General features: G+C 31.8%; 25 protein-coding genes and 1 tRNA gene. 6 read left to right on the top strand and 20 right to left on the bottom strand.

Annotation, left to right across the window (positions count from 1 at the left end):
- Positions 1 to 291: 291 nt before the first annotated feature.
- Entirely contained in the window at positions 292 to 1,902 is a 1,611-nt protein-coding gene (locus tag D1816_RS20785; protein WP_066308175.1) for an isocitrate lyase, read from the top strand.
- 120 nt (positions 1,903 to 2,022) lie between these two features.
- On the opposite strand, the gene D1816_RS20780 is transcribed toward D1816_RS20785, so the two are convergent.
- From D1816_RS20780 to D1816_RS20770, 3 genes are all read right to left on the bottom strand, one after another.
- On the bottom strand, positions 2,023 to 2,937 hold the full coding sequence (locus D1816_RS20780; RefSeq protein WP_066308176.1) for a LysR family transcriptional regulator: 915 nt from the start codon (positions 2,935 to 2,937) through the stop codon (positions 2,023 to 2,025).
- Between the two features lie 562 nt (positions 2,938 to 3,499).
- The gene (locus D1816_RS20775; protein WP_118505408.1) at positions 3,500 to 4,126 is read right to left on the bottom strand and encodes an HmuY family protein; all 627 of its coding nucleotides are present in this window, start codon (positions 4,124 to 4,126) and stop codon (positions 3,500 to 3,502) included.
- Positions 4,127 to 4,137: 11 nt separating this feature from the next.
- The gene (locus D1816_RS20770) at positions 4,138 to 6,219 is read right to left on the bottom strand and encodes a TonB-dependent siderophore receptor (RefSeq protein WP_118505406.1); all 2,082 of its coding nucleotides are present in this window, start codon (positions 6,217 to 6,219) and stop codon (positions 4,138 to 4,140) included.
- Positions 6,220 to 6,324: 105 nt separating this feature from the next.
- On the opposite strand from D1816_RS20770, the gene D1816_RS20765 reads away from it, so the two are divergent.
- From D1816_RS20765 to D1816_RS20750, 4 genes are read left to right on the top strand one after another with little or no spacing between them, the layout of a single operon-like run.
- Positions 6,325 to 7,227, top strand: coding sequence for a DUF6607 family protein (locus D1816_RS20765; RefSeq protein WP_118505404.1), 903 nt, complete (start codon positions 6,325 to 6,327; stop codon positions 7,225 to 7,227).
- A 46-nt stretch (positions 7,228 to 7,273) separates the two neighbouring features.
- Complete coding sequence (locus D1816_RS20760) at positions 7,274 to 8,665, top strand: ankyrin repeat domain-containing protein (protein ID WP_118505402.1); 1,392 nt, start codon at positions 7,274 to 7,276, stop codon at positions 8,663 to 8,665.
- Between the two features lies 1 nt (position 8,666).
- Positions 8,667 to 9,161 carry a DUF2271 domain-containing protein gene (locus D1816_RS20755; protein ID WP_118505400.1) on the top strand — a complete coding sequence of 165 codons (495 nt, stop codon included), beginning with the start codon at positions 8,667 to 8,669 and terminating at the stop codon, positions 9,159 to 9,161.
- Between the two features lie 12 nt (positions 9,162 to 9,173).
- Positions 9,174 to 11,372, top strand: a complete 2,199-nt coding sequence (locus D1816_RS20750) for a PepSY domain-containing protein (protein WP_118505398.1) — start codon at positions 9,174 to 9,176, stop codon at positions 11,370 to 11,372.
- A 204-nt stretch (positions 11,373 to 11,576) separates the two neighbouring features.
- On the opposite strand, the gene D1816_RS20745 is transcribed toward D1816_RS20750, so the two are convergent.
- From D1816_RS20745 to D1816_RS20690, 12 genes are all read right to left on the bottom strand, one after another.
- Entirely contained in the window at positions 11,577 to 12,644 is a 1,068-nt protein-coding gene (locus tag D1816_RS20745; protein WP_199729954.1) for an alkene reductase, read from the bottom strand.
- Between the two features lie 117 nt (positions 12,645 to 12,761).
- Positions 12,762 to 12,986 (bottom strand): tautomerase family protein, encoded by a 225-nt coding sequence (locus D1816_RS20740; protein WP_066308180.1) that lies wholly within the window; start codon positions 12,984 to 12,986, stop codon positions 12,762 to 12,764.
- A 132-nt stretch (positions 12,987 to 13,118) separates the two neighbouring features.
- On the bottom strand, positions 13,119 to 13,883 hold the full coding sequence (locus tag D1816_RS20735; RefSeq protein ID WP_118505394.1) for a DUF6503 family protein: 765 nt from the start codon (positions 13,881 to 13,883) through the stop codon (positions 13,119 to 13,121).
- A 48-nt stretch (positions 13,884 to 13,931) separates the two neighbouring features.
- Positions 13,932 to 14,228: a putative quinol monooxygenase gene (locus tag D1816_RS20730; protein ID WP_118505392.1), complete on the bottom strand. Its 297-nt coding sequence runs from the start codon at positions 14,226 to 14,228 to the stop codon at positions 13,932 to 13,934.
- Positions 14,229 to 14,375: 147 nt separating this feature from the next.
- The gene (locus tag D1816_RS20725) at positions 14,376 to 14,867 is read right to left on the bottom strand and encodes a hypothetical protein (protein ID WP_118505390.1); all 492 of its coding nucleotides are present in this window, start codon (positions 14,865 to 14,867) and stop codon (positions 14,376 to 14,378) included.
- Between the two features lie 75 nt (positions 14,868 to 14,942).
- Positions 14,943 to 15,476 carry an NAD(P)H-dependent oxidoreductase gene (locus D1816_RS20720; protein WP_118505388.1) on the bottom strand — a complete coding sequence of 178 codons (534 nt, stop codon included), beginning with the start codon at positions 15,474 to 15,476 and terminating at the stop codon, positions 14,943 to 14,945.
- 133 nt (positions 15,477 to 15,609) lie between these two features.
- Positions 15,610 to 16,452 carry an AraC family transcriptional regulator gene (locus tag D1816_RS20715; RefSeq protein ID WP_066308195.1) on the bottom strand — a complete coding sequence of 281 codons (843 nt, stop codon included), beginning with the start codon at positions 16,450 to 16,452 and terminating at the stop codon, positions 15,610 to 15,612.
- Positions 16,453 to 16,567: 115 nt separating this feature from the next.
- Complete coding sequence (locus tag D1816_RS20710) at positions 16,568 to 17,197, bottom strand: NAD(P)H-dependent oxidoreductase (RefSeq protein WP_118505387.1); 630 nt, start codon at positions 17,195 to 17,197, stop codon at positions 16,568 to 16,570.
- Positions 17,198 to 17,265: 68 nt separating this feature from the next.
- The gene (locus D1816_RS20705; RefSeq protein ID WP_118505385.1) at positions 17,266 to 17,691 is read right to left on the bottom strand and encodes a nuclear transport factor 2 family protein; all 426 of its coding nucleotides are present in this window, start codon (positions 17,689 to 17,691) and stop codon (positions 17,266 to 17,268) included.
- A 22-nt stretch (positions 17,692 to 17,713) separates the two neighbouring features.
- Positions 17,714 to 18,811 (bottom strand): NADH:flavin oxidoreductase, encoded by a 1,098-nt coding sequence (locus D1816_RS20700; protein WP_118505383.1) that lies wholly within the window; start codon positions 18,809 to 18,811, stop codon positions 17,714 to 17,716.
- A gap of 46 nt (positions 18,812 to 18,857) precedes the next feature.
- Complete coding sequence (locus tag D1816_RS20695; protein ID WP_118505381.1) at positions 18,858 to 19,412, bottom strand: peroxiredoxin; 555 nt, start codon at positions 19,410 to 19,412, stop codon at positions 18,858 to 18,860.
- A gap of 235 nt (positions 19,413 to 19,647) precedes the next feature.
- Positions 19,648 to 20,052: a nuclear transport factor 2 family protein gene (locus tag D1816_RS20690; protein ID WP_118505379.1), complete on the bottom strand. Its 405-nt coding sequence runs from the start codon at positions 20,050 to 20,052 to the stop codon at positions 19,648 to 19,650.
- Between the two features lie 431 nt (positions 20,053 to 20,483).
- On the opposite strand from D1816_RS20690, the gene D1816_RS20685 reads away from it, so the two are divergent.
- Positions 20,484 to 21,236 (top strand): SDR family oxidoreductase, encoded by a 753-nt coding sequence (locus tag D1816_RS20685; RefSeq protein WP_066308207.1) that lies wholly within the window; start codon positions 20,484 to 20,486, stop codon positions 21,234 to 21,236.
- A gap of 287 nt (positions 21,237 to 21,523) precedes the next feature.
- On the opposite strand, the gene D1816_RS20680 is transcribed toward D1816_RS20685, so the two are convergent.
- The 5 genes from D1816_RS20680 to D1816_RS25865 form a co-directional block, all read right to left on the bottom strand.
- Positions 21,524 to 22,336 (bottom strand): hypothetical protein, encoded by an 813-nt coding sequence (locus D1816_RS20680; protein WP_118505377.1) that lies wholly within the window; start codon positions 22,334 to 22,336, stop codon positions 21,524 to 21,526.
- Between the two features lie 185 nt (positions 22,337 to 22,521).
- On the bottom strand, positions 22,522 to 22,989 hold the full coding sequence (locus D1816_RS20675; RefSeq protein ID WP_118505375.1) for a hypothetical protein: 468 nt from the start codon (positions 22,987 to 22,989) through the stop codon (positions 22,522 to 22,524).
- On the bottom strand, positions 22,986 to 23,492 hold the full coding sequence (locus D1816_RS20670; protein WP_118505373.1) for a hypothetical protein: 507 nt from the start codon (positions 23,490 to 23,492) through the stop codon (positions 22,986 to 22,988). Before D1816_RS20670 ends, D1816_RS20675 begins: the two co-directional genes overlap by 4 nt.
- Positions 23,493 to 23,910: 418 nt before the next feature.
- A complete protein-coding gene (locus tag D1816_RS20665; protein ID WP_118505371.1) occupies positions 23,911 to 25,011 on the bottom strand; it encodes a slipin family protein in 1,101 nt (366 codons plus the stop codon).
- 428 nt (positions 25,012 to 25,439) lie between these two features.
- Positions 25,440 to 25,539: transfer RNA gene (locus D1816_RS25865), tRNA-Lys, on the bottom strand.
- Positions 25,540 to 26,145 lie beyond the last annotated feature (606 nt).

Here is a 26,145-nt window from a genome sequence, read left to right as displayed (position 1 = left end):
AACAGCTGACTGCTTTAGCATAAAAGCAATCAAACCACATTAAAACGGATAGATAAGATTATGATTTTCTGAATTGTATTACAAAAGAAAGAACCCCACAGATGCTGCTACGTAGATAATGGGAATCATATTATTAATAAAATAACAAAAACTAAAAAAATGAAATCTCAAGTAAAGACTAAAACATTGGTTACAAATTGGGCTATTAATAATACCCATGATTACAGTACTCAGAAAAAAGCGATAGTTAAATAAAGAAATTAACCTTAAAGTAAAATTAAAAATAACATTATGACTAATTATAATTCAGCCCTTGATATTGTACGTAAACTGAAAGCAAAACATGGAAATACATGGGCGACCATAAAGCCAGAAAATGCAGCACGTATTGCTGTACAAAATAGATTTAAAACAGGATTAGACATAGCTAAATATACGGCATCTATTATGCGTAAAGACATGGCCGAATATGATGAAAACAATCTAAACTACACCCAGTCATTAGGTTGCTGGCATGGATTTGTGGCACAACAAAAAATGATTGCTGTAAAAAAACATAAAGGCACAACAGATAAAACATACTTGTATCTGTCGGGTTGGATGGTAGCAGCATTACGTTCTGAGTTAGGGCCTTTACCTGATCAATCAATGCACGAAAAAACTTCAGTTCCTAAATTAATTGAAGAAATATACACATTCTTACGTCAAGCGGATGCAGTAGAATTAAATGATCTTTTTCGTCGTCTGGATGCAGGAGAAGATGTTCAGGCCGAGATCGATAATTTTGAAACTCATGTTGTACCTATCATTGCCGATATTGATGCAGGTTTTGGAAATGAAGAAGCCACATATCTTTTAGCAAAAAAAATGATTGAGGCAGGTGCTTGCGCTCTACAAATCGAAAACCAGGTATCTGATGCTAAGCAATGTGGTCACCAAGACGGTAAAGTAACGGTACCTCACGAAGATTTTATTGCTAAGCTAAATGCCCTACGTTATGCTTTCTTAGAGTTAGGTATAGAAGAAGGTGTAATTGTTGCTCGAACAGATTCTGAAGGTGCGGGCTTAACACAAAAATTACCCGTATCTATGGAAGAAGGAGATCTTGCATCACAGTATATGGATTTTGTTGAAGCAGAAGAAGTTGCTATAGGAGAAGTTAATGAAAATGATGTGTTGTTTAAACGTGATGGTAAACTAGTTCGTCCTGTACGTATGCCAAATGGCTTGTATAAATTTAAAGAAGGGTCTAATATTGATAGGGTGGTATTAGACTGTATTACGAGTTTAGAGAATGGTGCAGATTTATTATGGATTGAGACTCCAACACCAAATGTGAAACAAATTGCGCATATGGTAAACCGAGTTAAGGAACAAGTGCCAAATGCAAAATTAGTATATAACAACTCACCTTCTTTTAACTGGACCATTAATTTTCGTCAACAAGCATTTGACCTTATGGTGGCAACTGGTGAAGATACATCTGCCTATAACCGTGATGAATTAATGGATGCCAAATATGATGGTACTGAATTGTCGGACCGAGCAGATGAAATGATTCGTATGTTCCAAGCAGAGGCTTCTCGCGATGCCGGTGTATTTCATCACCTAATCACACTGCCTACATACCATACAACTGCATTACATATGAACGATCTTGTTGAAGGTTATTTCGGTGATATGGGAATGTTAGCTTATGTAGATTCTGTTCAACGTCAAGAAATACGAAAAGGTGTATCTTGTGTAAAGCACCAACGTATGGCAGGTTCAGACTTAGGAGATGATCACAAAACCTTCTTTGCGGGTGAAAAAGCTTTAAAAGCCGGTGGAGAGAAAAATACCAGTAATCAATTTGAAATTAAAACAAGTACTAAAGAGCCAGAATTGGCCTTGGACAAATAAAACCTTTGTCTCAGTTATGTATAAAAAGGGTGACTCTATTTTATGGGTCACCTTTTCTATAGTTCTAAAAATGTATCATTTAAAAAAACAACCATTGTATTAGATATAATTTTTAAGTCCCTAAAAATTATCAAATCTCTTTTTGATAATGGTACTCTTTTCCTTTTTCAAATATTCGAGAAAGGTAGTGGCAACTAAAGAGAACTTTTTATCCTTCAACCATATCATATGCCAATTGGATTTAATCGGAAAATCCTTGATAGGAATAATTTGTAAACGTCCAGTTTTAAGTTCGTTTCGTATCCCAATAATAGGCATAATAGAATAGCCAAGTCCTGCGATCACTGCTTGCTTTACAGCCTCATTAGAAGTGAGTTCCATTTTTTTACTTACGGGTAGGTTATTCTTTTCAATAAACTGTTCCATAGTAAACCTAGTCCCAGACCCTTGTTCTCTATAAATTAAAGGTAATTTTGCAAAAATAGATTTATCATATATATCTTTTTCGAATTTTTCATCATTATTTCCTACTAGATAAAGTTGATTTTCCATTAACTCAATTTTTTCTATTTGTAACTTATCTGGAAGAACTGAAACTAATGAAAAATCTACTGTGTTTTTTTCTAGACTTTGAATGACCTGTGCTTTATTAGTAACATCAAGAACAAGCTCTACATCTTTATGTTGCTTTATAAAATCAGATAAGAAATACGGCATAATATATTTACCTGTAGATACCACAGAAATTTTTAACACCCCAGATAGCTGCCCTTGATATGCTAATGTCTTATAGTTTATATCTTTTACTTCTTGTAGTATTTTCTCTGCGGCTATGGCAATTTCTTTTCCAAAATCTGTAACATAAAGCTTTCTTCCAATGACTTCAGTTAAAGGAATAGGAAATTGATTCTGAAAATTTCTTAATTGTATTGAAACCGCTGGCTGAGTTAGATGTAATTCTTCAGAAGCTTTAGTTATACTTTGTTTTTCAACTATTTTAGAAAAAATCTGTAATTGATGAAGTGTATAATGCATAAAATACTTTTATCTATTTTACACCAAAAATAAATAAAAGTAAATGAACCTCATTTTTTAAGTTAGTAGTTATCATGAATGATTTGCTTAAACTTAAAACACTAAGACCTAAGTAATTCATAAAAATTAATATTGTACAAATTAATAAAACAAAGGACTCTTTTGAAGGACAATAGCAAAACGAATAGCTATAAAATAGATAAATGAATAAAGCGCTTATCAACTGTTTAAATTGGAGATCATAACTATTCAAGCATATTTTTAAGTTTCATATTCTAGTTGATTTATAATTCTATAAACATTAATAAGTGTCAACAATTCGATTCTGATGGATAATGAATTTTTAGGAATTCTCTTATGACCCAAACAGGTTTTTAATTTATCAAGGTAATCACAATTGATCCCTAAGTATTTCAATCTTATTTAAGGAAATAACGGCAAATCAAAAACCCTTATAAAAATCAATTTTTACAAGGGTTTCAGTAATTCTTTCCAAAAATATCTGTCTTTATTTCATATTGTATTTCTAGTAAAACTAAATTAACATCAAAAAACTAAAAAACTATTCGAAAGAGGTTTCTCCCACATTTGGGTTATAGACATAATTGAAAGTATAAAAACGTCCATTAGCAGGATTTGAACTATCCTGATCCTTATAATAACTTACTATTTCCACTTTTGCGTAGTTTCCGTTTCTGGTTCTAAACACTAAAACTTTACCAGGAATAGGAGATATAATATTAGTCATAAAATTATAATTGTACCATCCATTATCACTTCCCGTTGGTATAGCAAAAGCACTGCTGTTATCTTGAGCAAAAGTTAAACCTTCTGCACTAGTCACGCTAGCAAAAGTGCCTGTAGCAATTGCAGCTCCTGTATTACCATTTCGAATTGGTTCATCAGCTGTACCAGTAACTTCTCCCCCATTTACAGCAATTGTGGTGCCTCTAAACGCAATATCCCAATCCGTATCACTTGTGGTTATAGCTCCTGTCTCAAAATCAAATTTAGTAAATGGGCCTCCAATATCCTGTCCAGTTCCTTGCCCTCCTATTTGCGGAGCTGTTAAATTCGTTACTTGATTCGATTCAATCGGCACTGGATCTGGACCATTCCCGTTATCATCATCGCTACATGAAGCGAGTATGAGACTAAAAATTGCTAGTAATAAAATTCCTTTTTTCATTTTGATTGTATTTAAAAATTATAATTAAGTCGAGTATACAGCTGTATTCCTGGTAATGAAGAGATATTAGAATCTGTATAATCGAATAGATTATTAGCTCCTATTTGTAGCATAAAATCTTTATATATTTTTTTGCTTGCAGCTATATTAGCAGTAACAAATCCATCAACAAAACTAGTGTCATAATCATCTATTAGATCATTACCATTGGTATCAAATAGTCCATATTTACTCCTATAAATAAATCTTAGGTTGATGTTTGCTGCTACAGATGGAATTTCATAGAAAACCTTAAAATTTGCATTGTGTCTTGACCGATTAACCAACCCAAAATATTCTGATTTTTTCACTTCAATTGTTTCGTTCGTTTGTGGGTCACGAGCAAACACCTGTCCGTTCTTTACTTGTTTTTTTTTTGTTTTGTCAAAAGCATAGAGTAATTGATATCCCGCATTAACGGCAAAATGATCAAATTTGTAACCAATATTGGTCTCTACACCTGTTGTATATACTTCATCAAAATTGAAATAACTAAAGACATTCTGTCCATTGGTTTTTCTAGCTATAATTCTAGTATCAATTAGGTTTTGAAAATCATTCCTGAAGAAATTTATTTCTGTATTCCAGTTTCTCTTTCTATAAGTAACACCAATATTATACCCGACAGAACTTTCGGCTTCTAATGGATTTTGCAAATCACTTTCAGGAACAACAATATCTAGAATTTGCCCTTGATTTTGTAAAGCTCTTAACTTATCAATAGCAACATTGTACCCCAATACTGTGTATCCTACTGCAGAATTGGTGAAATCAAAATATAATTGTCTAAAATCTGGTGCTTTAAATCCATATCCTGCAGATGCCTTGACAGCAATATGATTTGTCACTTTATAACGGAGTGCCAATTTGGGACTCAACTGATTACTATATTCTGAATGATTATCAAATCGAGCACCTGCAATTACATTTAATTTTTCAAAAAAATCAACATCATATTGTAGATATACATATTGAGAATTAAATGTCACTTTTTCATCAAAAAACGTACGATCTAATTGATCATACTGCACTCCTAAACCTGCAGTAAGCTTACTTGTATTATTAAAGGTATGAGTTCCTCTAATCTCTGGCCGCAAAAGACGTTGATCAAAATTACTATCTGTAAGAATATCAGCAGATATTGGATCCATAAGTTTTTCAACTGCTGTATAATTTGTATAATATAATTCATATTCAAAAGCTTGCTTTGAATTCCAGATATGATTAAATCGAAGGTGCATATTCCACTCCTCTTCTTTACTATCACCTTCAAAATTTGTGTCATTTAGACTAAAACTTGCATCTTGATTTTGATTGTAGTATCGTGCAGAAGCGAATACAGATACCTTTTTAGAAAAATCATTATAAACCCTAGCATTAACTGTATAATTTTCAAATGGATTTACCGTTTGCCCAGCTACTTCTGGGTTTAGGTCATATCCTTCGCTAGAGAAACGGTTCACAAAAACTCCATATCGAAATCCTTTGATGCGCTGTTTAAGATCCAAGTTTATATCTTGTTGCATGAAACTACCTATTCTATAAGATAAATTTCCAGATACAATTTCTTTTGTTGGTTTCTCTGTAATGATATTAATAACACCTCCTAAAGCCTCAGAACCATATAAACTACTCGACGGTCCTTTTACAACCTCAACCTGTTTTATATTACCTACTGTAAGCCTACTTATATCAAAATTACCTGCACTTCTACCTACTAAAGGAACACCATCAATTAAGATCAAAATATAGTCTGAAGCAATTCCTTGAATCTGAACCCCCTCAAACCCACTTTCATCTGCAACCGTAACAATACCTGTTTGTTCAGCGAGAATTTCGTTAAGTCGTACCGTTCCAGATCGAGTAATATTTTTCTTGGTAACCAAAGTAACGGGTAGTGGTAATGAAGAAAGTTGCCTTGCAGTTCGTGTAGCAGTAAGTACAACTTCATCTATTTCTGTAACTTTTGTGCTATCAACAAAAGTTTCTTGCGAATACACTTTCAAAAGAGAAAAAGCACATAAAAAACTAGTAAACAGATATTTAATACTCATTTTTATTTATAATCATTCTTAATAGTCAACAAATATATTTCTTATTTTTATTTATTCTAAATAAATTTAATTAATTTTGAAAAAAAATATTCAAACTATCACATCATGAAAACAATATCATCTATACTATTTGGAATTTTTATTACTTTTTCTCTTAACGCACAAAATAAGTTGTCAAAAGACCTTAAGGCGATTAAAAGTATGTGTGGATGTTTTGAAGTTACCTTTAATTTTGCCGAAACTTTTCAGTACAGTAAAGACTCATTATATAAAGGATCAAAATCTAAAACAGATAAAGGCTTAGAATGGGCACAATTAGTTGTTGACGAAAAAGATAAAGTATCAATCCAACATATACTTCAAGTTGGAAACCCATCTAAACCACATATTGTAAAACATTGGCGACAAGACTGGTTATACGAGAATACTGATTTTTATATGTTTAATGGTAATAATAACTGGGCATATAAAAACAAATCAAAATCTGATGTAAAAGGACAATGGACACAGAAAGTATATCAAGTTGATGATAGCCCCAGATATGAAGGTTCTGCTACTTGGGTGCACATAGACGGAAAAAGTTATTGGGAAAACAGTACGACTGCACCTTTACCAAGACGTGAGAAAACCACAAGAAGTGATTATAATTTAATGATGAGAGGAAATAGACATGAAATTACCAGTACAGGATGGGTTCACGATCAAGATAATGACAAGTTAATTCGAAAAGATGGAAAAGAAGATATTTTGTTAGCAAAAGAAAAAGGATATAACACTTATGTAAAGGTTGATGATAGTCGCTGTAAAGTTGCTTCAAACTGGTGGAAAGAACATCATCAAAAATGGGCTTTAGTGCGCGGAAAATGGGATGAAGTATTTAATAGAAACTCAAATCTATCTCTAGAAACCAAGGTCGATAATAAAGCTTTATACAAACATTTATTTTCTGAAGAGTACACTCAAGAAAACGATATTGCAAAGGTGATAGAATCATTTGTAAAAAAGTAAAAAACACTCCTCTTAATCAGAGCATAAAAATTAATAGAATAAATTGATGAAAAACAGATTTTGTATATACCTGTTACTAACTACAGGTTTGATGTTTGCCCAAGAAACAAACATCTTTTTAAATCGTGATTATTGGAAAACAAATCCTACTATCGCCGCTATCGAAGAAAAAATAAAAGAAGGAAATGATATTACCCAGCACAATAAACATTTTTTTGATGCAGTATCTTATGCACTTATCGAAAAAGTGGAGAATAAAACTATCAAACATCTACTTACTAAAAAGGGAAACGGAGTTAATAAATTAACTCATGATGGTCGAACATACATTTTTTGGGCCGCCTATCGTAATAATTTAGAGATGATGCAATTTCTTGTAGATAATGGCGCAAAAACCAATATCATTGATAGTCACGGATACTCTTTATTAAATTTTGCAGCAGTAACGGGACAACTTAATACAAAATTGTATGATTTTTGTATAGCTCATGGTGCTAAACTTAAAGAAGAAAAAAATCCCGATGGTGCAAATGCACTGTTACTTGTAGCTCCTTTTATTAAAGAAGTAAAACTTGTAGACTATTTTACCTCCAAAGGAATCGATTTACGCAGCACAGATGATTTTGAAAATAATATCTTTAATTACGCTGCTAAAAAAGGCAATATTACCTTTATGAATGCCTTGATCAAAAAAGGCATCTCTTTTAAGCATCTTAACAAAAAAGGTGAAAATGCTATGATTTTTGCAAGTCAAGGAACACGTGGACATGTAAATAATTTAGATACATTCAAATACCTCGAAAGTCTCGGTATTAATCCAAACATCACAACAAAAAACGGAGTAACCCCATTACACCTATTAGCATCTAAAACTAAAGACGTAAAAGTTTTGGAGTATTTTCTTAATAGGGGAATCGATATTAACCAACAAAATAAAAATGGAAAATCGCCATTGACAAATGCTATCCATAAAAACTCTATAGAAATCACTATGTTTTTCATAAATAATGGAGCTGATATTTTTATTAAAGATAAAAAAGGAAATAATCTCACTCATTACCTTATTGCTTCTTATAATTCAAGAAAAAAAGACGTATTTAATCAAAAGTTAGAGCTACTAATTCTGAAAGGTCTAGACGTGACTGAATCTCAAGGTAAAGGAAATACACTATTTCATCTGGCGTTAGAAAAAAATGACATCGATTTATTAAAAAAAATTAAAGCTTTAAACATTGATGTCAATGCAAAAAATAAACAAGGCCTTACAGCATTGCATAAAGCCGCTATGACCGCAAAAGATGATCGTATACTTAGGTTTCTATTATCTATAGGAGCAGATAAAACCATCAAAACAGATTTTGAAGAATCCGTATTAGATTTAGCTACTGAAAATGAGTTGCTTAAAAAAAACAACATTGCCTTAAATTTTTTAAAATAATATGAAGAACAAATTTTTTGTACTATCAACCTTTTTGATATTCTCACTCACGATATACTCATTCTTCAGCTTCAAAACAACAGCTATTACAAAATACAAATGTCTTATTCAAATGACTAATTACACAGGAGAAGGAGCCTATGTAATTATTTCTTTACTTGATAAAGAAGGGGATTACTATCAAACGTTATATGTACAAGGTGAAGATGAAGAATGGTATCATGATATCCCAGAATGGTGGAGTTTTTATGGAAAAAGAAGACCAAACATAGATGCAATTACTGGCGCAACCATTAGCGGAGGTAATCGTTCTATTAGCATTATTGAAATAGAAAACGATAAAATTGATGCTGGTTATAAAATTCGCTTTGAAACTGCTGTTGAAGATCAAGAATATTACAAAAATGATATAGAATTTGAACTTACCTCAGAAACCATTAAAAGCAAAGTAGAAGGCAAAGGATTTATACGATATATACGTATGCTACCCCAATAATTATATGATTGTATGACAATTTCTATATGGAGGTATAGTCACCTTGCTTTAGCTATATCTTCTTCTCTTTTTTTAAGTATTGCATCCATAACAGGTATCATATTAGCTTTAGAGCCTATTTCGGATTCATTATACTCTAATAACATAGAAGATGGAAAAGACCTAACACTAGCAGAAACCATAGCCACCCTACATAATAATTTTGCAGAGGTCATTAATTTTGAAATAGATGCCAATGATGCCATGATAGCATCGGTAATTACTAAAAATGGAAATAGCGAAACTATATATGTAAACCCAATTACAGGAGAAACACTGGGTAAACCTAAAGAAAAAGCGGCAATTTTTAAATTTGCAACGAATCTACATCGTTCACTTTTTCTAAAAAGTATCGGTAGATTTTTTGTTGGATTTATTTCTTTGTTATTGATTATTATTGCCGTAACGGGTATCGTATTGATACTAAAAAGACAAGGAGGTATAAAGTATTTTTTTTCTAAAATTGAAAACGACTATTTCGCACAGTACTACCATGTTGTTCTGGGTAGATTATTTCTCTTACCAATACTTATCATTGCAGTAACAGGAGTATATTTATCTCTAGAAAAGTTTTCGATAGTACCCAAAACCGCAATTACTCATCAACTAGATATTGATGATTCTAGACCACCTAACAAAATAGCTATTAGGGATTTTGAAGTTTTCAGATCTATAATGTTGGGCAATGTTAGGTCTGTAGAATTTCCATTTTCTAATGCTATTGAAGATTACTTTGTTATTAAACTATCTAACAAAGAACTAGTCGTGAATCAATTTAATGGAGAAATTATAAGTAGCAAACCATATCCATTTATGGCTTTTATATCTTTATGGAGTCTTTCATTGCACACTGGTCAAGGAAATGTAATATGGTCTTTTATATTATTGATCGCTAGTTGTTCTATCCTCTTTTTTATGTATTCGGGTTTTATGCTAAGCCTAAAAAGAAAAAGAAGCAGTAGTATTAACAATTTTAAGTACAAAAAACATGAATCAGAGTACATTATTTTAGTAGGTTCAGAAACAGGGAGTACATTTACATTTGCCAATCTTTTTGCCGAAGCACTTTCATCTAGCGGAAAAAAGGTGTTTGTTTCAGAATTAAACAACTATTCTCTTTATAAAAATGCACGTCACCTTATCATATTCACAGCTACATATGGTATTGGTGAACCTCCAACAAATGCAAGAAAATTTAATCACATTTTCAATACTATTTCACCATTAAATAAACTTCAGTTTTCTATTGTAGGATTGGGCTCTCTAGCATATCCCCATTTTTGCAAATTCGCTCTTGATTTAGATACTCTTCTTAAAACCAATTCAAAATTCGAGTCGATTTTAGAACCTTATAAAATCAACAATCAATCTTTTACTGATTTTAAAGCTTGGGTTTCTGCTTGGAGTAAGCAAACAGGAATTCCTTTACAAATTAAAGATTCTATAAAACAGCATACTACCAAAAGTGAGAATTTCAATGTCATTGAAAGATCAAAAATAAATAATGATCAAACTTTCTTACTTCGTTTACAACCGCAAAATGATATACAATTTGAATCTGGAGACTTACTAGCTTTCTTTCCTGAAGAAGACAATATTGAACGATTATATTCTATCGGTAGGATACATGGAGAAATCGTACTAGCCATAAAAAAACATGAATTTGGAATCTGTTCTCGATATCTTAGCAAACTACATCCAGGAGATACTATTAAAGCTTCTATAAAGCAAAATCCAGATTTTCATTTTCCAAATACTAAAAAAGAAATGATCATGATTGCCAACGGAACGGGAATTGCCCCTTTTTTGGGAATGCTGGCAAACAAAGAAAATAAAACCAATACTCATTTAATATTTGGATGTCGTACTAAAGATTCTATTAAAATGTATGATAATTACATTACTAAAGGAATATTAACAAAAAAAATAGCCAGTCTCCATCTCTGCTACTCACAGGAACAAAAAGAAAAAATCTATGTGCAAGATATACTTAAGAAAAAACCTCATCTTATTGCCAGAATCTTACATAATAAAGGAATAATCATGATTTGTGGCTCTACAACTATGCAAAAGGAAGTACTCAAAACCTTAGAGATTATTTCAGAAACCGAGTTATGCGTTCCGTTAAGTAATTTTCAGAAAAAAAATCAAATTAAAATGGATTGTTACTAAATAATTAATACAAAATTTAGCGCACCATACACGATTACAAAAAATACTGAGCAAAGGAACAACTACTGTATTTATTTTCAAATCCAAATAACCAATAGACATTACAGATGTTAGATATATTATTAAAAAACAAAATAATACTTTAAACCACATAATTACACGGCTCAAAGTATTATTTCTACTCTTTTATCTGTAATTGCATTACTAATAATCTGTATAACCTACTTCGCCAGGTGTATAGAAAGTATCAGGATTAGGATCTGTAAGTTCTTGATTATTTTTTAGCTTTTCAACCAGGTTTGGATTTGAAATAAATGGTCTTCCTATATATACTAAATCGTATCCTTCATTAAGTAGTTTCTCAGATTTAGGTATACTGTCTACATCTCCTCCTACGATTATATTTCCTTCAAAAACAGTCTTTATCGTTCGTTTTATATTTGTAGTAAAATCGGGAGCATTCATAGCAACTCTTTGATCAACAATATGAATATAAGCTATACCTAATTTACCAAGCTCCTCTGCCATATATGTATAGATATCTACCAGGTCATCATAATCTCCTTTCATATCATTAAAAACACCATAAGGAGAAACACGAACTCCAACTTTATTACTTCCTATAGCATCTGCTACACGTATTGCCAGTTCCAGTACAAAACGGGCTCTATTTTTATAATCCCCCCCGTATTCGTCTGTTCTAACGTTAGTTTTCGGATTAATGAATTGTTCTAATAAATATCCATTTGCTGCATGAAGCTCGACTCCATCAACACCTGCATCAATCAATTGCTTTGCAGCGTTCACATAATCGTCTTGAACTTTTTTGATATCTGCAATAGTCATTTCTTGTGGTGTATCATGTGGCTGAAACCCTTTACTATCTGTATATATTTCTCCTTCTAGCATTATCGAAGATGGTGCAAATACCTGTGAGTTTTCGGGTAGGTTTAACAGCGATGATACCCGACCAGTATGCATAAGTTGCACAAAAATATTACCTCCATTTTCATGAACCCCTTCTGCAATGTTTTTCCATCCTTCAATCTGTACTTTAGAATATGCACCTGGTGTCCTAGCATATCCAAGACCATTAGGTGAGGGAGAAGTACCTTCTGAAATGATTAATCCAGCGGTAGCTCTTTGTGCGTAGTATTTGCGCATTAATTCATTTGGAACATTATTAATAGCTCGATTTCTTGTTAAAGGAGCCATAACAATTCTATTATTTAATTGTATATCCCCTAACTTGAATTTTTCAAACGTTTTCATATTTATTATTTTTTATATCATCGTCTTTATACTACTTCATGAATATGGGCATATCAATTTTGTTACTAAAACAAGTTCTTACCCGTATTAAACTAAAATGTCAACTATTATCTTTAGCTAAGCTGAAGCAAGATTTTCGACTATTTCGGAAGTAACTACATTACCTCCAATACTCCAATTAATTGGATCTTGTTCATCTATGATTACTGTTACAAACTTGGCAAAATCTTCATTGCCTCTTCCCTCTGTTTTGATCATCAATTCTGTTATCCCTTTATGGATTTCTTTTTTAATTTCTTCTGTAAGCATTCCTTTTGGCGTACTAATTTTTACTGTTGGCATTTTTTAAGTTATTAAAGGTTTATAATTTATTTACATTTTTTATGAGGAGTGATATAGGATTGTTTAAATAGAAAACATCCTTCTTTAATCTCACGTTTTACTTTACTTTTATCCTCAGAATATTATTTCAAACTACTTTGCGTAGATGTCCATATCAATTTTAGTATTAAACTTGATATTTGTCCAATAGGTTGTCGCCCATTTTTTACCTACAATTTCGCCTTCCCAATTAGAAGAAATTTCTACACGTTCTGTAGGTACTTTTATACCATCGATTGTTTCGTAATGAAGCTTTAACAATTCTGGTTCTGTGATTCCAAATGCTACAACTGTAAACAATAATTGATCAATTAACTTTGTTTTTTTGTTAACATATAACACATAAGTATCTTGAGAGTCTCCAATGTTATTACCAAATGTTACCTTTACCAGATCATAATCACGTCCTTCTACTTTTTTGTTACCAATATGTTGCAGATTTAATCCTTTATCCTGTAACTTAAAGAACATGGCGAACCAATAATAATTTGTCTTTCTCCAAAATCTTGCTATTTGATTTGCCTGCTTATCATTAGAAATTTTATCATCAAACTTTATCCAAACATTTTCTCCGTCATATGCTTCTGTTACTTTACCTTTTCCTTTTAACATAGAATGCTCAGAATACGTTGCAAAAGAGCGTTCTTCATCAAAAACATAGATTTCCTTGCTCACAAGAGACATTGGCGTATTTGGGTCTTTATATTCTACATCATAAGTGACATTTTTCATATTGTAGAAGGCTTTCTTTCCTCCTAATTCATTAATCATGTCTGCAATTATTTTTTCAGCATTTTGAGCAGATACCGTAGGTAGTGTAAAGATTGCTATTAGTAGGGTTTTAATTGTGTTTCTCATTTTTTTATGTTTATCTATTATTTGTATTTTGTGAATTCATCGTTGTTTTTAGGCATCTGTCAATACTTCTAGAATTTGCAAGTCTATTTCGGTAAAAAGCATCGATCTCAGCACTTTAAAATCGCCCGTTCTATTTCTCCATTCTCCATAATCAAGGTAATGTTGACTTGATTCCCAATGCTCTATAAGGACATATTTGTAGGGTTCCATTGTGGATCTTGATATTTTTGCACTTTCACATCCTTCATAGTTTCTTGTACCAGGAAGTATTCTTTTAAAAAAAAGATAGACCTCTTCGGTATTTTCTGGTTGAGCAACTAACTCGATTTTTACCATAATTTTCATAATATCTGCTTTTTTATTTCCTAGCGTATTATAATCATCTAATCCCCGTCGACTTTTTATATGTTATCAATCTAACATCATAAATGTTTGCTTGCCCTCTTCCTTGTATAGCCTATTTTTAACACATACGTTTGATAGCTAAAAGATTTAGTATTTGTAAATTGAGGTGATAGTAGGATCCACATTCCAAATATCAACAGCCATTTTCCATTCGCCTTTATCATTCTTTTTCCAAATACTTACTCCTTTTTCAAATAGGTTTACAATGTTGCCGTCTTTACCATCAAAATTTACCAAAATTCTATCTACACAATAACCAAGGTCTCCGCTTTTAGATACAAAAGCTTCTTGTGGTTCCCATGCGATTTTGAAGCCTGGTAGTGATTGAAATTCTTGTAACGTTTTCGCCATATCTTCGTGTCCTTTAATGACTGGTTTATCGGGTGGCATCATTAAGGCATCTTCAGCAATGAAACTAAAAAACTCCTCTGGGCTAACAGATTTTGCCCATTGGCGACTTGCTTCCATTAGATTTGCTTCTTCCTGCTTTTTTTGTTCTGCTGTTTGTGCTACTTTTTCTTTGTTTGCACAAGAGGCTACTAAAAAGCCTATTAATACTGTTAAAAAGAACTTTCTCATTTTTCTTTATTCATTATTGTTATTAAAAATTATTAGGGGTGTTTAATTGATTACGAACACTTTTAGTTACTTGATTTACAAGTTTTCTATAAAGTTTATGTAGTTTTTGGCATTCGCCTCGATATCCTCTTGAGTTGGATTATGTTCTTCGCCATAGAACGCATAGAGCGGTCTATAATCTGCGTTAACATACTTAAAAGTAGTTTCAAAAGGTCTGGTAAGTTCTTCGAGCGTATATTCGTATTGTCCTGATGCCCTATAATCGTCTTCTTTAATACCCGCAGTAACGGCTAATGCAAATTTTTTACCTGCAAGTTTATAACCACTATTTTTACCAAATGCCCATCCATGAGTCAAGACATCATCTATCCATTTCTTTAAAAAAGGTGGACAATTGAACCAATAAAACGGGAATTGAAGCACTATTTTATTTACAGATTCTAGTAAAAGTTGTTCTTTTATGACATCTATTTCCAGAGTTGGATATGTAGAATGTAAATCATGGATAATATATTTATCCGGATATTTTTGAAGTTCTTGAATCCAACGTTTATTTATTTTAGAACTCCCTAATTTAGGATGCGTTACTATAATTAATGTTTTCTCCATACTCATTTGTTTTAGAACACATCTATTGAATCTTTTTATGTGTTATTTGTTTTATAAAATGTTTCTAAAACAAAGTTATTGAGATCAAATGGGCAACAAATGGAGGAAAAGTCCGCAGATATGGATTATAGGTTCAAGCCATATTTTTTTGACGATACTCTGTTGGAGAACCCCCAATTTTCTTTTTAAAAATTCGAGTGAAATATAAAGGATCATTAAATCCTACTCCGTAAGCAATTTCACTAACAGGCATTTCTGTAATACGAAGAAGTTCTTTGGCCCTTTTTAATTTTTGGTCAGTTATGTAATTATTAGGGGTGTCATTAAACACTTTTTTAAATTCTCGTTTAAAAGAAGACAGGCTCAGATTACATAATTTGGCCAACTCGTCTAACCCTAAATTTGAATAGCGGTGCAACTCGATTACATTTTTTACATGAACGCTCCTAGTTGAATATAGATCAGAGATTAATTCTTGTATAGAACAAACATTTTCGGATTGTATGAGCAATAGCACCAGTTCTTTTATTTTTAACTCAAGTAGATCGTTATTTATCAAAATTGGATTCTGAAAATAGAACTCTAGAGATTCTATAAATCTTGAAATAACCTCTCTTGACACTACTACTTTACTTTGTATATTACAGTCTCCTTGTTCTATTATTTTAGGTAACTCATTTGCATATATTTTCTTTAGTACTTCTGGATATAAATGCACGACCATAACTTCGACTTGTTCATCATCGGTTTTCTTCAACATATCCAAAAAATGGTTGCCGCACTTTAACAAAACTGCTTCTTGACTATTTACTTGGACATTCTGTTCTGCAGATAATAACTTAGGTGCTCTATCTTTAAAATATATAAAACAACCACTGTTTTCAAAAATAGCCTCATATCTAAAAGGAGTCCCGATTTTCACCTTTTCGATAAGGATTTTATTGTCATATTCAAATGTAAGTCGCTCAAGAATCATTTAGTTATTTTTTGTAAGTCTATTTATATATAAGTATATCAATAAACAGAAATAGTATTTTATATAAATATACTATTTCTGTTCTTTTTTAAGGAAAACATAGTGCCTACAAATTTTATAGGGTTTCAAAAAGTGCTTTCAATGGTTTTCTAACTTTTTTTGCATGTTGTGTAGCATCGTCTTCGCTTCTATATCCAATAGCCATTACTACACTAGCACTAAGACCTTTTTCTTTTAATTTTAAAAGTTCACTGTATGCTTCTGGATCAAACCCTTCAATAGGAGTACTATCTAATTTAAGTTCTGCACAAGCATTTAAAGCATTAGAGAGTGCAATATAGGTTTGTCTTGCTGTCCAAGAAATTTTCTCTTCTGCTGATTTTTCTTTCATTTTAGCTTTCATAAAATCAGCTGCCCCCTCCAAACTAGAAATTGGCAAATCTTGTACTTCTGCTTTTAGATTTATGTAAGTCTCTACATCGTCGTCTGTAACCTTATTATAATTACAAAAAACCATCAGATGGGACGCATCTGTTATTTGAGACTGTCCCCAAGATACTGGTTTTAGTTTTTCTCTTACGGTTTTATCATTAATGATAAGAACTTTGAACAACTGTAATCCATAAGAAGAAGCTGATAATTGGATTGCTTCTTTAATTTTTTGTAAATCTTCATCATTAACTTTCTTTGATGAATCATATTTTTTGGTAGCATATCGCCACTTTAGGTTTTCAATTAATTTCATGTGATATATTGTACAGCATAACCCGCTATCTGGCGGGTTACAGGTTACACCTTATTTTTAGGCATGTGCTATTTTGACTCTTGTCTAGTATAAAATATTTTACTTACTATTTTCCACTCTCCATCAACTTTTAACAAATGCATAAAATCTATGTATGTAAAGGTTGGGAACTGAATTTCTAACTGTGCACTCGCAGCGTCACCAGCAATGTTTACTGAAACGACACGAGTAGTTATCTTCTCCTTATGCGGAGTTCCATCCATACCTTCTGTTAAGCCTTCAATAGCATTAACTTCTTTATAGTCGTCGCCAATCCATTTCATAGTGGCCGTAGGATGAAATGCTTTGGTAAGTGTTTTAGCATCGTTATTTACAAGTCCTGTCAGATAATAATTTACTGTCTCTTCTATATGCTGTAAATCTGTTTGCTGCGCTTTAAGTTCTGTTGTTACAGCTGTCATTATTATAATTACTATTAATAAAATCTTTCTCATGTTTTTATAGTTTATGTGTTATTTAATTTTTAACAAAATTACTCCATGTTCTCATCAATTTAATGAATTTAGAACTAAGTCCCTCTTTTTTAAGATGTTCTGCCGAAACAGGAAGATTTAAAGGGATAAAATCTTTATTATTTAATACTTGTTTAGGAAAATCGTGATGTACAATGCCAGATTTTCCTATGGTTACAAAGTCTACCCCAGAATTAAGAACCTTATGTACTTCTGCACCACCAGTTATTTTACCGGCCACAGTAAGCTTAACACTTTTATAGTCTAATTCTAAAAAATGATCTAACAATGATTTATTAGTTTCTGTTTGTCCTTCAGGAATTTTAAAAACATCCCATAGTGAAAGATCTATAAAGTCAATTTTATCTGTATTAATCAATAGTTTAGTTATCAATTTTACTTCTTCTAAAATCATTCCGTAACGTTCTGGTGATAACCGAACACCGATAAGAAAATCGTTTCCACAAGCAAGTCGTATACCATCTACAATTTCGAGTAATAATCTGGACCTGTTTTCAAGGCTACCACCGTATTCATCTATACGATGGTTAATCTCACTACTCAAAAATTGCGCGATCAAGTATCCATGTGCGCTATGAATTTCTACTCCATCGTAGCCTGCTTCTTTTGCTCTGACTGCAGCCAATATGAAATTATTTCTTACCTCATGTACTTCTCTTAAAGATAACTCCCTTGCATCAAATTCTTTATTGATTGAAGGGCCTACTGGTTGCCCATCTATTAAATCTTTAGGAGAACGCATTCCACCATGAAAGATTTGTATAACAGCAAGACTACCATGAGATTTAATACTCTTTGTTAGTTTTTGATGCCCCGGTACATGTTCATCAGAATAAATACCTAACTCCCCTTCCCATACTTTTCCATTGGCCATTACATTTGAGGCGCATGTCATCACCAATCCAAATTGTCCCTTGGCTCTCATTGTTAACCAATGAAGTTCTAGATCTGATAATCTCCCATCATCATGACTTTGTTTATTGGTCAAAGGAGCCAACATAAACCTATTCTTCATGACTTTTTTACTAGTAAACTTTAAAGTTTCATTAGCTTTATTCACTTTGTAATTGACTACGCTCATTTTGATGATTAATTTTTTTAAATATCTAAATCTGAAAAGTTATTTTTTAATTCATTTCTAAAGTAGAGACAGTATTCCATTCTAGAATCTTGGACACTGGTAAATGGTCATCATATGTATTTCCATAGTGTGCTTTTACCACGTTTTGTTCTTCATCAATCAAAAAGTCTGCAGGTAAAACAGGGTCTTGAAATGTCGTTTTCAAACTAAAAAAACCTCCGGTTATAGCTTTGGATACTTTACCCGGATTAAACATGGTTTTTAACATTCCCTTGTACGAAATATCGATCCCATATTTTTTATAAATATTGTATTTCTCATCAGGAATGATCGGGAATGGTGCCTTTTGTTCTCCAGCGTACTTTAGAATCTCTGCTTTTGATGAAGCAAAAAGAGCAACCACCTTTATCCCTTTTTTTATAAATTCATCATGTTTTTTTATCAATTCTCTAACTCCCATATTACAAAAGGGACAAGCAGCTTTCCTAAAAAAAACCAGATATAATTTTTGCCCCATGTAATCAATTAGATTTATTGTCTCTCCATTGATATCTTCTGCCTTAAAAGGTATGAAAAGGTCATTCTCTATTATCTTTGCCATTGTTTTTAAAATTAGTTTCTTAGTAAAAAAGGTATATCTATTTTATTAATGACTACCTCATCTGCTCCCGTTTCTATTAAACCTATAATTCATTATTTTATCAGAGCTTCTTTCTTATACGTGATCAGTAATTTTCTTTATTAATCAACAAAGGCTGGATATCATTAAGTACACCATTCATATCAATCTATCATAATATACCCAGCCTTTGTGTATAGTTTTACACTAGGTTAAATTAATTTTTTGAATGAGAGTCATATACTTTCCCACTAATTTTCCATTGTCCATCTTTCTTATATAGCACAAAGAAATCTGTAAATCGAAAACCAAGCCAATCAATGAACTCAACCTTTGCTGCTGCTGCCGGACCTGAAATATCAATCCAAGCAATATGATGTTTTACATTTTCTGATGTTCCAAGAGAACCTACTGCTTCGGCAAACTGATCGGCAGTATGATTTAAATGATCTCCATTCATTGATCCTACTATATGTGCATGATCATAAAATGCAGTACGAATTACTTTTCCGTCTCCTGTTTTTGCACTTTCGATATATGGTTGAAGTGCTTTTACTACTTCTTGATATTCACTAAAGTTTTGAATCTCGTCTTGTACTGTTTCTTTTGTTATTGTTTCCATTTTTATTTTAAATTTTATTGATAACTAAATTTTGATCTATCTGAATAATCTTAATAGCTCATTGTCATCACAAAGGTATTGTCGTTATGCAAACAAGAAATGGAGAAAAAGTTCTTTGATATGGACAATACGTTCACATTAGGTATTGTATATCATTTATTATATTCTATAACAAAATGAAATCTGATTATTAGTACACCTCTAAAAACAAAACAAGAATCAGAATTGTTTAGCGTATACTCACTAAAAAGGAAATAACACTTATTCCATTTTTTTAAGAAAGTAATCTAATTTGGCCTAAATGTCCATGTATAAGGCCCATTTATCCTACTAAATTTTACATATGGTATCTATTTTTGCCTTAGATAAATAATTAATTATTCTGGCATAGACAAAATGCTAAAAAATGTAAATTTTATAAAACAAATAATATGGATTTAACTGATAACATAACAGGAAAAGTAGTAGTAATTACAGGTGCAAGTAGTGGATTAGGAGAAACTACTGCGCGTTATTTGGCATCTAAAGGTGCAAACGTAGTTTTAGGCGCTAGACGAGAAGACCGTCTACAAACGATCACAAAAGAAATCAATACTAAAGGAAACGGTAAAGCGGTCTACGTTAAAACCGATGTTACTAAAAAAGAAGATGTACAAAATTTGGTTGACACGGCAATAAACGAATTTGGTAAATTAGATGTAATGGTTAATAATGCCGGGTTAATGTCTATCGCACCTATGAGTGAAGTTAAAGTTGATGAATGGGATCGCATGATCGACATTAATGTAAAAGGAGTTTTATATGGCGTAGCTTCTGCTTTACCTATTTTTCAGAAGCAAGATTCAGGGCATTTTATCAATATTTCTTCTGTTGCAGGAGTAAAAGTATTTAGTCCAGGAGGAACCGTTTACAGCGGAACAAAATTTGCGGTTCGCGCCATATCTGAAGGATTACGTCATGAGGTTGGCGGAAATATTAGAACGACTTCTATAGAACCAGGACTTATAGATTCTGAATTAAAACATGGTAGTTCACATAAAGAAAGTTCTGATTTTGTAAAAGATTTTTATGAGATTGCTATCCCGTCAAGTTCTATTGCCAGAACTATTGCTTTTGCTATAGAACAACCCGCAGATGTAGATGTTAATGAAATAGTTATTCGCCCAACAGTTCAGGATTTTTAATCAATTTTAAAGAGTTGATAAAATATAGATAAGGCGTAGCCTTCGTTAATTAAAATCACAAATTGATTAGGTAGATGAGAGTTATCAAAACTTGTATCTATCTAATCAATTTAGCATTTAAAAAGTTTATTACCATAAGCATCCTTATACAAAAGAAGCAAGCTACAATCTTTAGGTAAGGTATTAGATTTTCGAGTATAAAACCATTTGTTCTCAATCGATTTTCTTTGTAGAAGGACCAGAACTTAAGACCTTCATTTTATGAATTTGAAAATCTAGTTTTTTTATTAAAAATCAATATCCGCATCACCCCAATCATCAAAAGATGTATTGTCATTAAAAAAATCATCTATGGATTCAAAAGTATCACTTATTGTATCAAATAGTTCATCAAAAGTATTATCCATATAGAATATATCATAAGCGTCATTATAACCTTCATCATTAGTTCTTGTAGCTCTTGAAAGTGGCTTAAGTTTTTCGAATAATTCAAATTTCACATTATTCAGTAGAAATATGTGTCCCTTTAATGAATTCACGATTTTCAATGCTTCTTCTGGGTTATTATCTATTAGATGTAAAATTTCTTTATCGATTTTATCTAAATAAGCTTCTATTTCCTTTCTAAAAAATTTCCCTTGACTATTAAGTAAAGTCAATCGAAATATTTGAGTAAGTAAATTAGAATTGAAGCTATTGCTTACCTTAGAGCTTTTGATTACATATTGATAGCATTTGTAATTAGAAGGTAAATCTTTATAGACTTTTCTTAAATAACCTTTTAAATAGTAAAAACTGTTTTCATCAATAACATCAATAAAATATGATTCAAATTGATCTGGGTTATATTTTGAGAACTTTTCTCCTGTTTCTACAGTAATATATTCTCTTATAGTTGTATCCCTTGGGTGTGCCTTTTTATATTCTTTTTTGATCCTTAATATTTGTTTTAAGATTAAATCAAAAAAAGTTAATTTAATGACATCAACAACATCAATTTTAGACCCATCTAATATCAGTTTTGTTGCAGATGGTTTTATGTTTTCAAGAAGAGAATTTATTTCTATCTGTGTATTACGCTTTTTGGTTCTTATTTCCATGTATTATATTTTATCCTTTTTTAGGATCAAAATAAAACCAATCATTACAAGTATTGGTCCAGAAACAAGTAAATAATAGATCCCAGGCCAATGTAATATTTTAAATATCACACCGAAAAAAAATAGTAACATTCCTATCAACATTAGCGCTATTGCAAAAATTTTCATCCTTTGATTGTTTTGTATTAATCTGCTTGATGAATCCAGTATAGTTCTCCTTCTTTATAGGTTATTATACCACCTCCAGTCTCTTTTTTTCCGATATAAATACTTGGTCTTTCTAAATTAAATAATGTGTCTTTATCAATATCTCCATCCTCTTTGAAAAGAACTTCTTTTACCTGTTTGTCAAATACTATACACCATTGATCCACCCACTCGACTTCACTTAACAAATCCAAACCATCCTTATTACCACAACCAAAAAAAATAGGTTTACTTCCTTCCTCCCTTATAAATAATTTCCTGCACTCACTCTCTTTAATGTATACCTTTTCCATGATATTGTTTCCATTCAGATCAATATATATAGTATCCTTTAAACTAAACGATTCAAACTTTTTGAAATCAAAATCCTCTTGCCCAAAGCTCAATAAACCTATTAAAACAAAGGCAATTAACACTAACAATTTATGAGCTCTATGTATTTTCATAATAGTTTTTCAATATAAGGATTTTTGTGTTCTATCGTATCTAGATTCATCACTACAGAATATCCATTTTTCTGATAGAAATTCTTTAATTTATAAAATACTTCATCTTTTGACATATCTTTATAACGTATAGGATGATATATTAAATTTCCTGTAATTTTTTTTAATTTATTTTTATAAAAAAGACATATATATTTTTCAAAATACTTTAATCCCAATGTTCCCACACCTCTTCTTTCCTTACTTAGGGTTTCTAGATCATATATTTTACAACTACCCGCTATAAAGTAAGAATACACTACATAAAATATTTCTTGTAATGGATCTTTGTTATCATATTTACGAGGGAAATTAGAGTATATAGAAAACCTATCTGTTCCTGAATCTATAAAACAATAGAATATATAATCTATTGACTCAAAACTATCTACTAATTTTGCAGAATTCCCCAATTTAATTTGTAGTTCCTTAACAAATTCAACCGCATTATTCTTAGTGTACATAAATTATTAAACTTTAATCATCCTACAAAACTAAACCTTTTTACCAGTGTTAATTTTTTCTGTTAACTCACCTATTTCAACAAAAGAATTGTAACACTAATTATTATTCTCACCTCTAATTTAATAAATTTTATTAACGAAAATATTCTCTGTAGACAACTAAGAACAAGTAGATTTTCGATCATTTATTTAGACTTTAATAACTTAAAAGTTCATACATAGCAATTTAATTACACTTCTATATTTTACTTAAATTAGATTTTAGTTTTTTCTATACTACAAGCATGGAAATGGTTTACTTTTATTTCTCTCAAATAAGAATTTAGGTAAAATAATGTGGTTTAAATATTTATTGAGTTACATATGAAGTTATATTAAAAATGCACCAGCTATAAAAACCAGTGCATTCTTTTCACACCTACCTATTCACAGAGAATATATCTTTCAATTGTTTTACCATACCACCGTCTCCAGAGACGCTAATCTCACCGATCTTATCAGCAATCTTCTCTACATACTCCATTTCTTTTAGTTTGTAGAGCATTTCGTTCTCTTCCATAAGTTTGGCTGTATTTAGCAAACTACGAGTAGAGGCTGTCTCTTCTCGACGTGTAATGATATTTGCCTGAGCTCTTTTTTGAGCGACCAACACCTGATTCATGATATCCTTCATTTCACCAGTTAAGATCACATCACGGATACCACAGTTTAGAAGTTGTACACCTAGCTTGGTAACTTTTGTTTTGGTATCTTCAAATACTGAATGTGCAATACTTTCTTTACGTTCCAAAAGTTCATCCAAAGTATAGGTACCTACATAAGCACGTAATACTAATTGCATTGCGATATATAATTGTTTTTCATAGTCTTTGTTATCCAATAAAGCTTTTTCAATATCAATAACTTTGTACTGTGTATAAAAATTGATACGAACGGCTGCTTTATCTTTGGTTAACAATTCCTGACCAGCAATTTCTAATTGCAATTGACGTAAATCAGCTTTGGCAATCTTGATAGAGGTATCGTTTCTCCAGAAACGGTATGTACCGCTTTCTAAAGTTTTGGTATACACATCATCAACTATTAGTACTGCTTTTTCATAGGCAGCGACCTCAAATACTCTGATATATTGAGTCAATGCATAATGACTAAATAATGATTTATCAATTTTTTCGGTGATGTAAATCTTACTTAAATCTGCAGTAACAAATTCATAGTCGATCAGTCCTTTCCAGTACACATAACGACCAGCGGGTAGTGTAGTTTTAAAATTACCATTCTCATACATTAATACAATTTCATTATCTTTTACTTCAATTACATGTAGCATGGCCCCCAACTCTTGATCTTGCAATAAGAGTTCCAATGCTACTGGTGCAGTAAAAGGTTTAGTAAGCTCATATTGTATAATGCTTTCATTAAATCTTAACCAATGGATTCCTTTGGTAATTACACGGTGGTAATCTCCTTTTTTGAAAACTAAACCTACTTTGCCCGCATTAATTCTTACTCTTTTCATTTTTTTACTTTTTAAACCTGTTTTTTAGACAGACGGGTTAAACATTTAATACATGGCAATTGCTGTAACGGAGACCTTGCCTATTTTAATCCAGAACCAAGTATATAGCTCTTTTCTCAAAATATATTTTTACCGATTTTTAGAATCAGAATATTGTTTTCTAAAAAAACAGTGAAAGCAAATCATCTTTCCTGTGCGGAAACACTGGTTTATTATATTTTCAATAACCAGTTTTAAGGAAGAGAGAAAAGAATCATAATATCTTAAAAAGATGTTACGATTCTAAAATCTAAATCCAAAAAAGTAATTATTTTGAATACTAACAATACCAATATTTCAAAGCACATTCGCGACTGTTGATATAGCAAGAATACTATAGCAACTGATCTGCAATCACAGTTCTTGTCATATTTAACAGCGTGACAGGCTGGCGATCAGTTTTAAAAGATGATCAACTTCTGAAAAATGGATTTTCAGTCCATATCCTACATTAAAAGTGTAGTGCTCTACCACTGAGCTACATAAACCATGAGTCTATGACGGGAGTCGAACCCGCGACACCTAATTGTCTGTTGTTCTAACCTCTGAACTATCTCAACTTAAGAGAGTGGGAGTCGAACCCACGACCTACAGATCCGGTGATTACTTTTTGGAAAATAATCGCAACCTTCAAGTCAAGTTGTATATGAAGTGATAATACAAATTTGCAATACCTCATACAATGGTGCTATACAGAAACACACAACAAGACTTGCTTGATATTTTAAAGAACTTATATTTTATACCTCTTACCAGATTCGAGCTGCTACTTCCGTTATTGGCGGACAGGTTGGCTCTAAATGCACTTTCCTACTCTGATTCTTGTTCATTTTGGTGCTTGTGCAAATTCTATTCATTAGTAGGCAAGCCACTAACAATGTTAATCCAATCACTCTGTAGTTACGATCTTATCATCGCTTCATCTGGCTCATTACTGTACCATGTCTCTACTACAGTTTTTCCTTTTAAGCTATAGAGGTGCTTATTTATGCCCTGCTACTTTCCCTATTTTGTAACAGGGCACTACTCCAAACCCTCATTTATACCCCATTAAAGATGAGGGTTTGTTTTAATTACATTACAAAGGTGACATTA

It is taken from the genome of Aquimarina sp. AD10, assembly GCF_003443715.1.
Taxonomy (GTDB): Bacteria; Bacteroidota; Bacteroidia; order Flavobacteriales; family Flavobacteriaceae; genus Aquimarina; species Aquimarina aggregata.
This window is presented reverse-complemented; position numbering and strand designations above follow the sequence as displayed.

Coding starts and splice junctions, on each gene's coding strand:
- D1816_RS20785 (WP_066308175.1), top strand. CDS start 292: ATGACTAATTATAATTCAGCCCTTGATATTGTACGTAAACTGAAAGCA.
- D1816_RS20780 (WP_066308176.1), bottom strand. CDS start 2,937: ATGCATTATACACTTCATCAATTACAGATTTTTTCTAAAATAGTTGAA.
- D1816_RS20775 (WP_118505408.1), bottom strand. CDS start 4,126: ATGAAAAAAGGAATTTTATTACTAGCAATTTTTAGTCTCATACTCGCT.
- D1816_RS20770 (WP_118505406.1), bottom strand. CDS start 6,219: ATGAGTATTAAATATCTGTTTACTAGTTTTTTATGTGCTTTTTCTCTT.
- D1816_RS20765 (WP_118505404.1), top strand. CDS start 6,325: ATGAAAACAATATCATCTATACTATTTGGAATTTTTATTACTTTTTCT.
- D1816_RS20760 (WP_118505402.1), top strand. CDS start 7,274: ATGAAAAACAGATTTTGTATATACCTGTTACTAACTACAGGTTTGATG.
- D1816_RS20755 (WP_118505400.1), top strand. CDS start 8,667: ATGAAGAACAAATTTTTTGTACTATCAACCTTTTTGATATTCTCACTC.
- D1816_RS20750 (WP_118505398.1), top strand. CDS start 9,174: ATGACAATTTCTATATGGAGGTATAGTCACCTTGCTTTAGCTATATCT.
- D1816_RS20745 (WP_199729954.1), bottom strand. CDS start 12,644: ATGAAAACGTTTGAAAAATTCAAGTTAGGGGATATACAATTAAATAAT.
- D1816_RS20740 (WP_066308180.1), bottom strand. CDS start 12,986: ATGCCAACAGTAAAAATTAGTACGCCAAAAGGAATGCTTACAGAAGAA.
- D1816_RS20735 (WP_118505394.1), bottom strand. CDS start 13,883: ATGAGAAACACAATTAAAACCCTACTAATAGCAATCTTTACACTACCT.
- D1816_RS20730 (WP_118505392.1), bottom strand. CDS start 14,228: ATGAAAATTATGGTAAAAATCGAGTTAGTTGCTCAACCAGAAAATACC.
- D1816_RS20725 (WP_118505390.1), bottom strand. CDS start 14,867: ATGAGAAAGTTCTTTTTAACAGTATTAATAGGCTTTTTAGTAGCCTCT.
- D1816_RS20720 (WP_118505388.1), bottom strand. CDS start 15,476: ATGGAGAAAACATTAATTATAGTAACGCATCCTAAATTAGGGAGTTCT.
- D1816_RS20715 (WP_066308195.1), bottom strand. CDS start 16,452: ATGATTCTTGAGCGACTTACATTTGAATATGACAATAAAATCCTTATC.
- D1816_RS20710 (WP_118505387.1), bottom strand. CDS start 17,197: ATGAAATTAATTGAAAACCTAAAGTGGCGATATGCTACCAAAAAATAT.
- D1816_RS20705 (WP_118505385.1), bottom strand. CDS start 17,691: ATGAGAAAGATTTTATTAATAGTAATTATAATAATGACAGCTGTAACA.
- D1816_RS20700 (WP_118505383.1), bottom strand. CDS start 18,811: ATGAGCGTAGTCAATTACAAAGTGAATAAAGCTAATGAAACTTTAAAG.
- D1816_RS20695 (WP_118505381.1), bottom strand. CDS start 19,412: ATGGCAAAGATAATAGAGAATGACCTTTTCATACCTTTTAAGGCAGAA.
- D1816_RS20690 (WP_118505379.1), bottom strand. CDS start 20,052: ATGGAAACAATAACAAAAGAAACAGTACAAGACGAGATTCAAAACTTT.
- D1816_RS20685 (WP_066308207.1), top strand. CDS start 20,484: ATGGATTTAACTGATAACATAACAGGAAAAGTAGTAGTAATTACAGGT.
- D1816_RS20680 (WP_118505377.1), bottom strand. CDS start 22,336: ATGGAAATAAGAACCAAAAAGCGTAATACACAGATAGAAATAAATTCT.
- D1816_RS20675 (WP_118505375.1), bottom strand. CDS start 22,989: ATGAAAATACATAGAGCTCATAAATTGTTAGTGTTAATTGCCTTTGTT.
- D1816_RS20670 (WP_118505373.1), bottom strand. CDS start 23,492: ATGTACACTAAGAATAATGCGGTTGAATTTGTTAAGGAACTACAAATT.
- D1816_RS20665 (WP_118505371.1), bottom strand. CDS start 25,011: ATGAAAAGAGTAAGAATTAATGCGGGCAAAGTAGGTTTAGTTTTCAAA.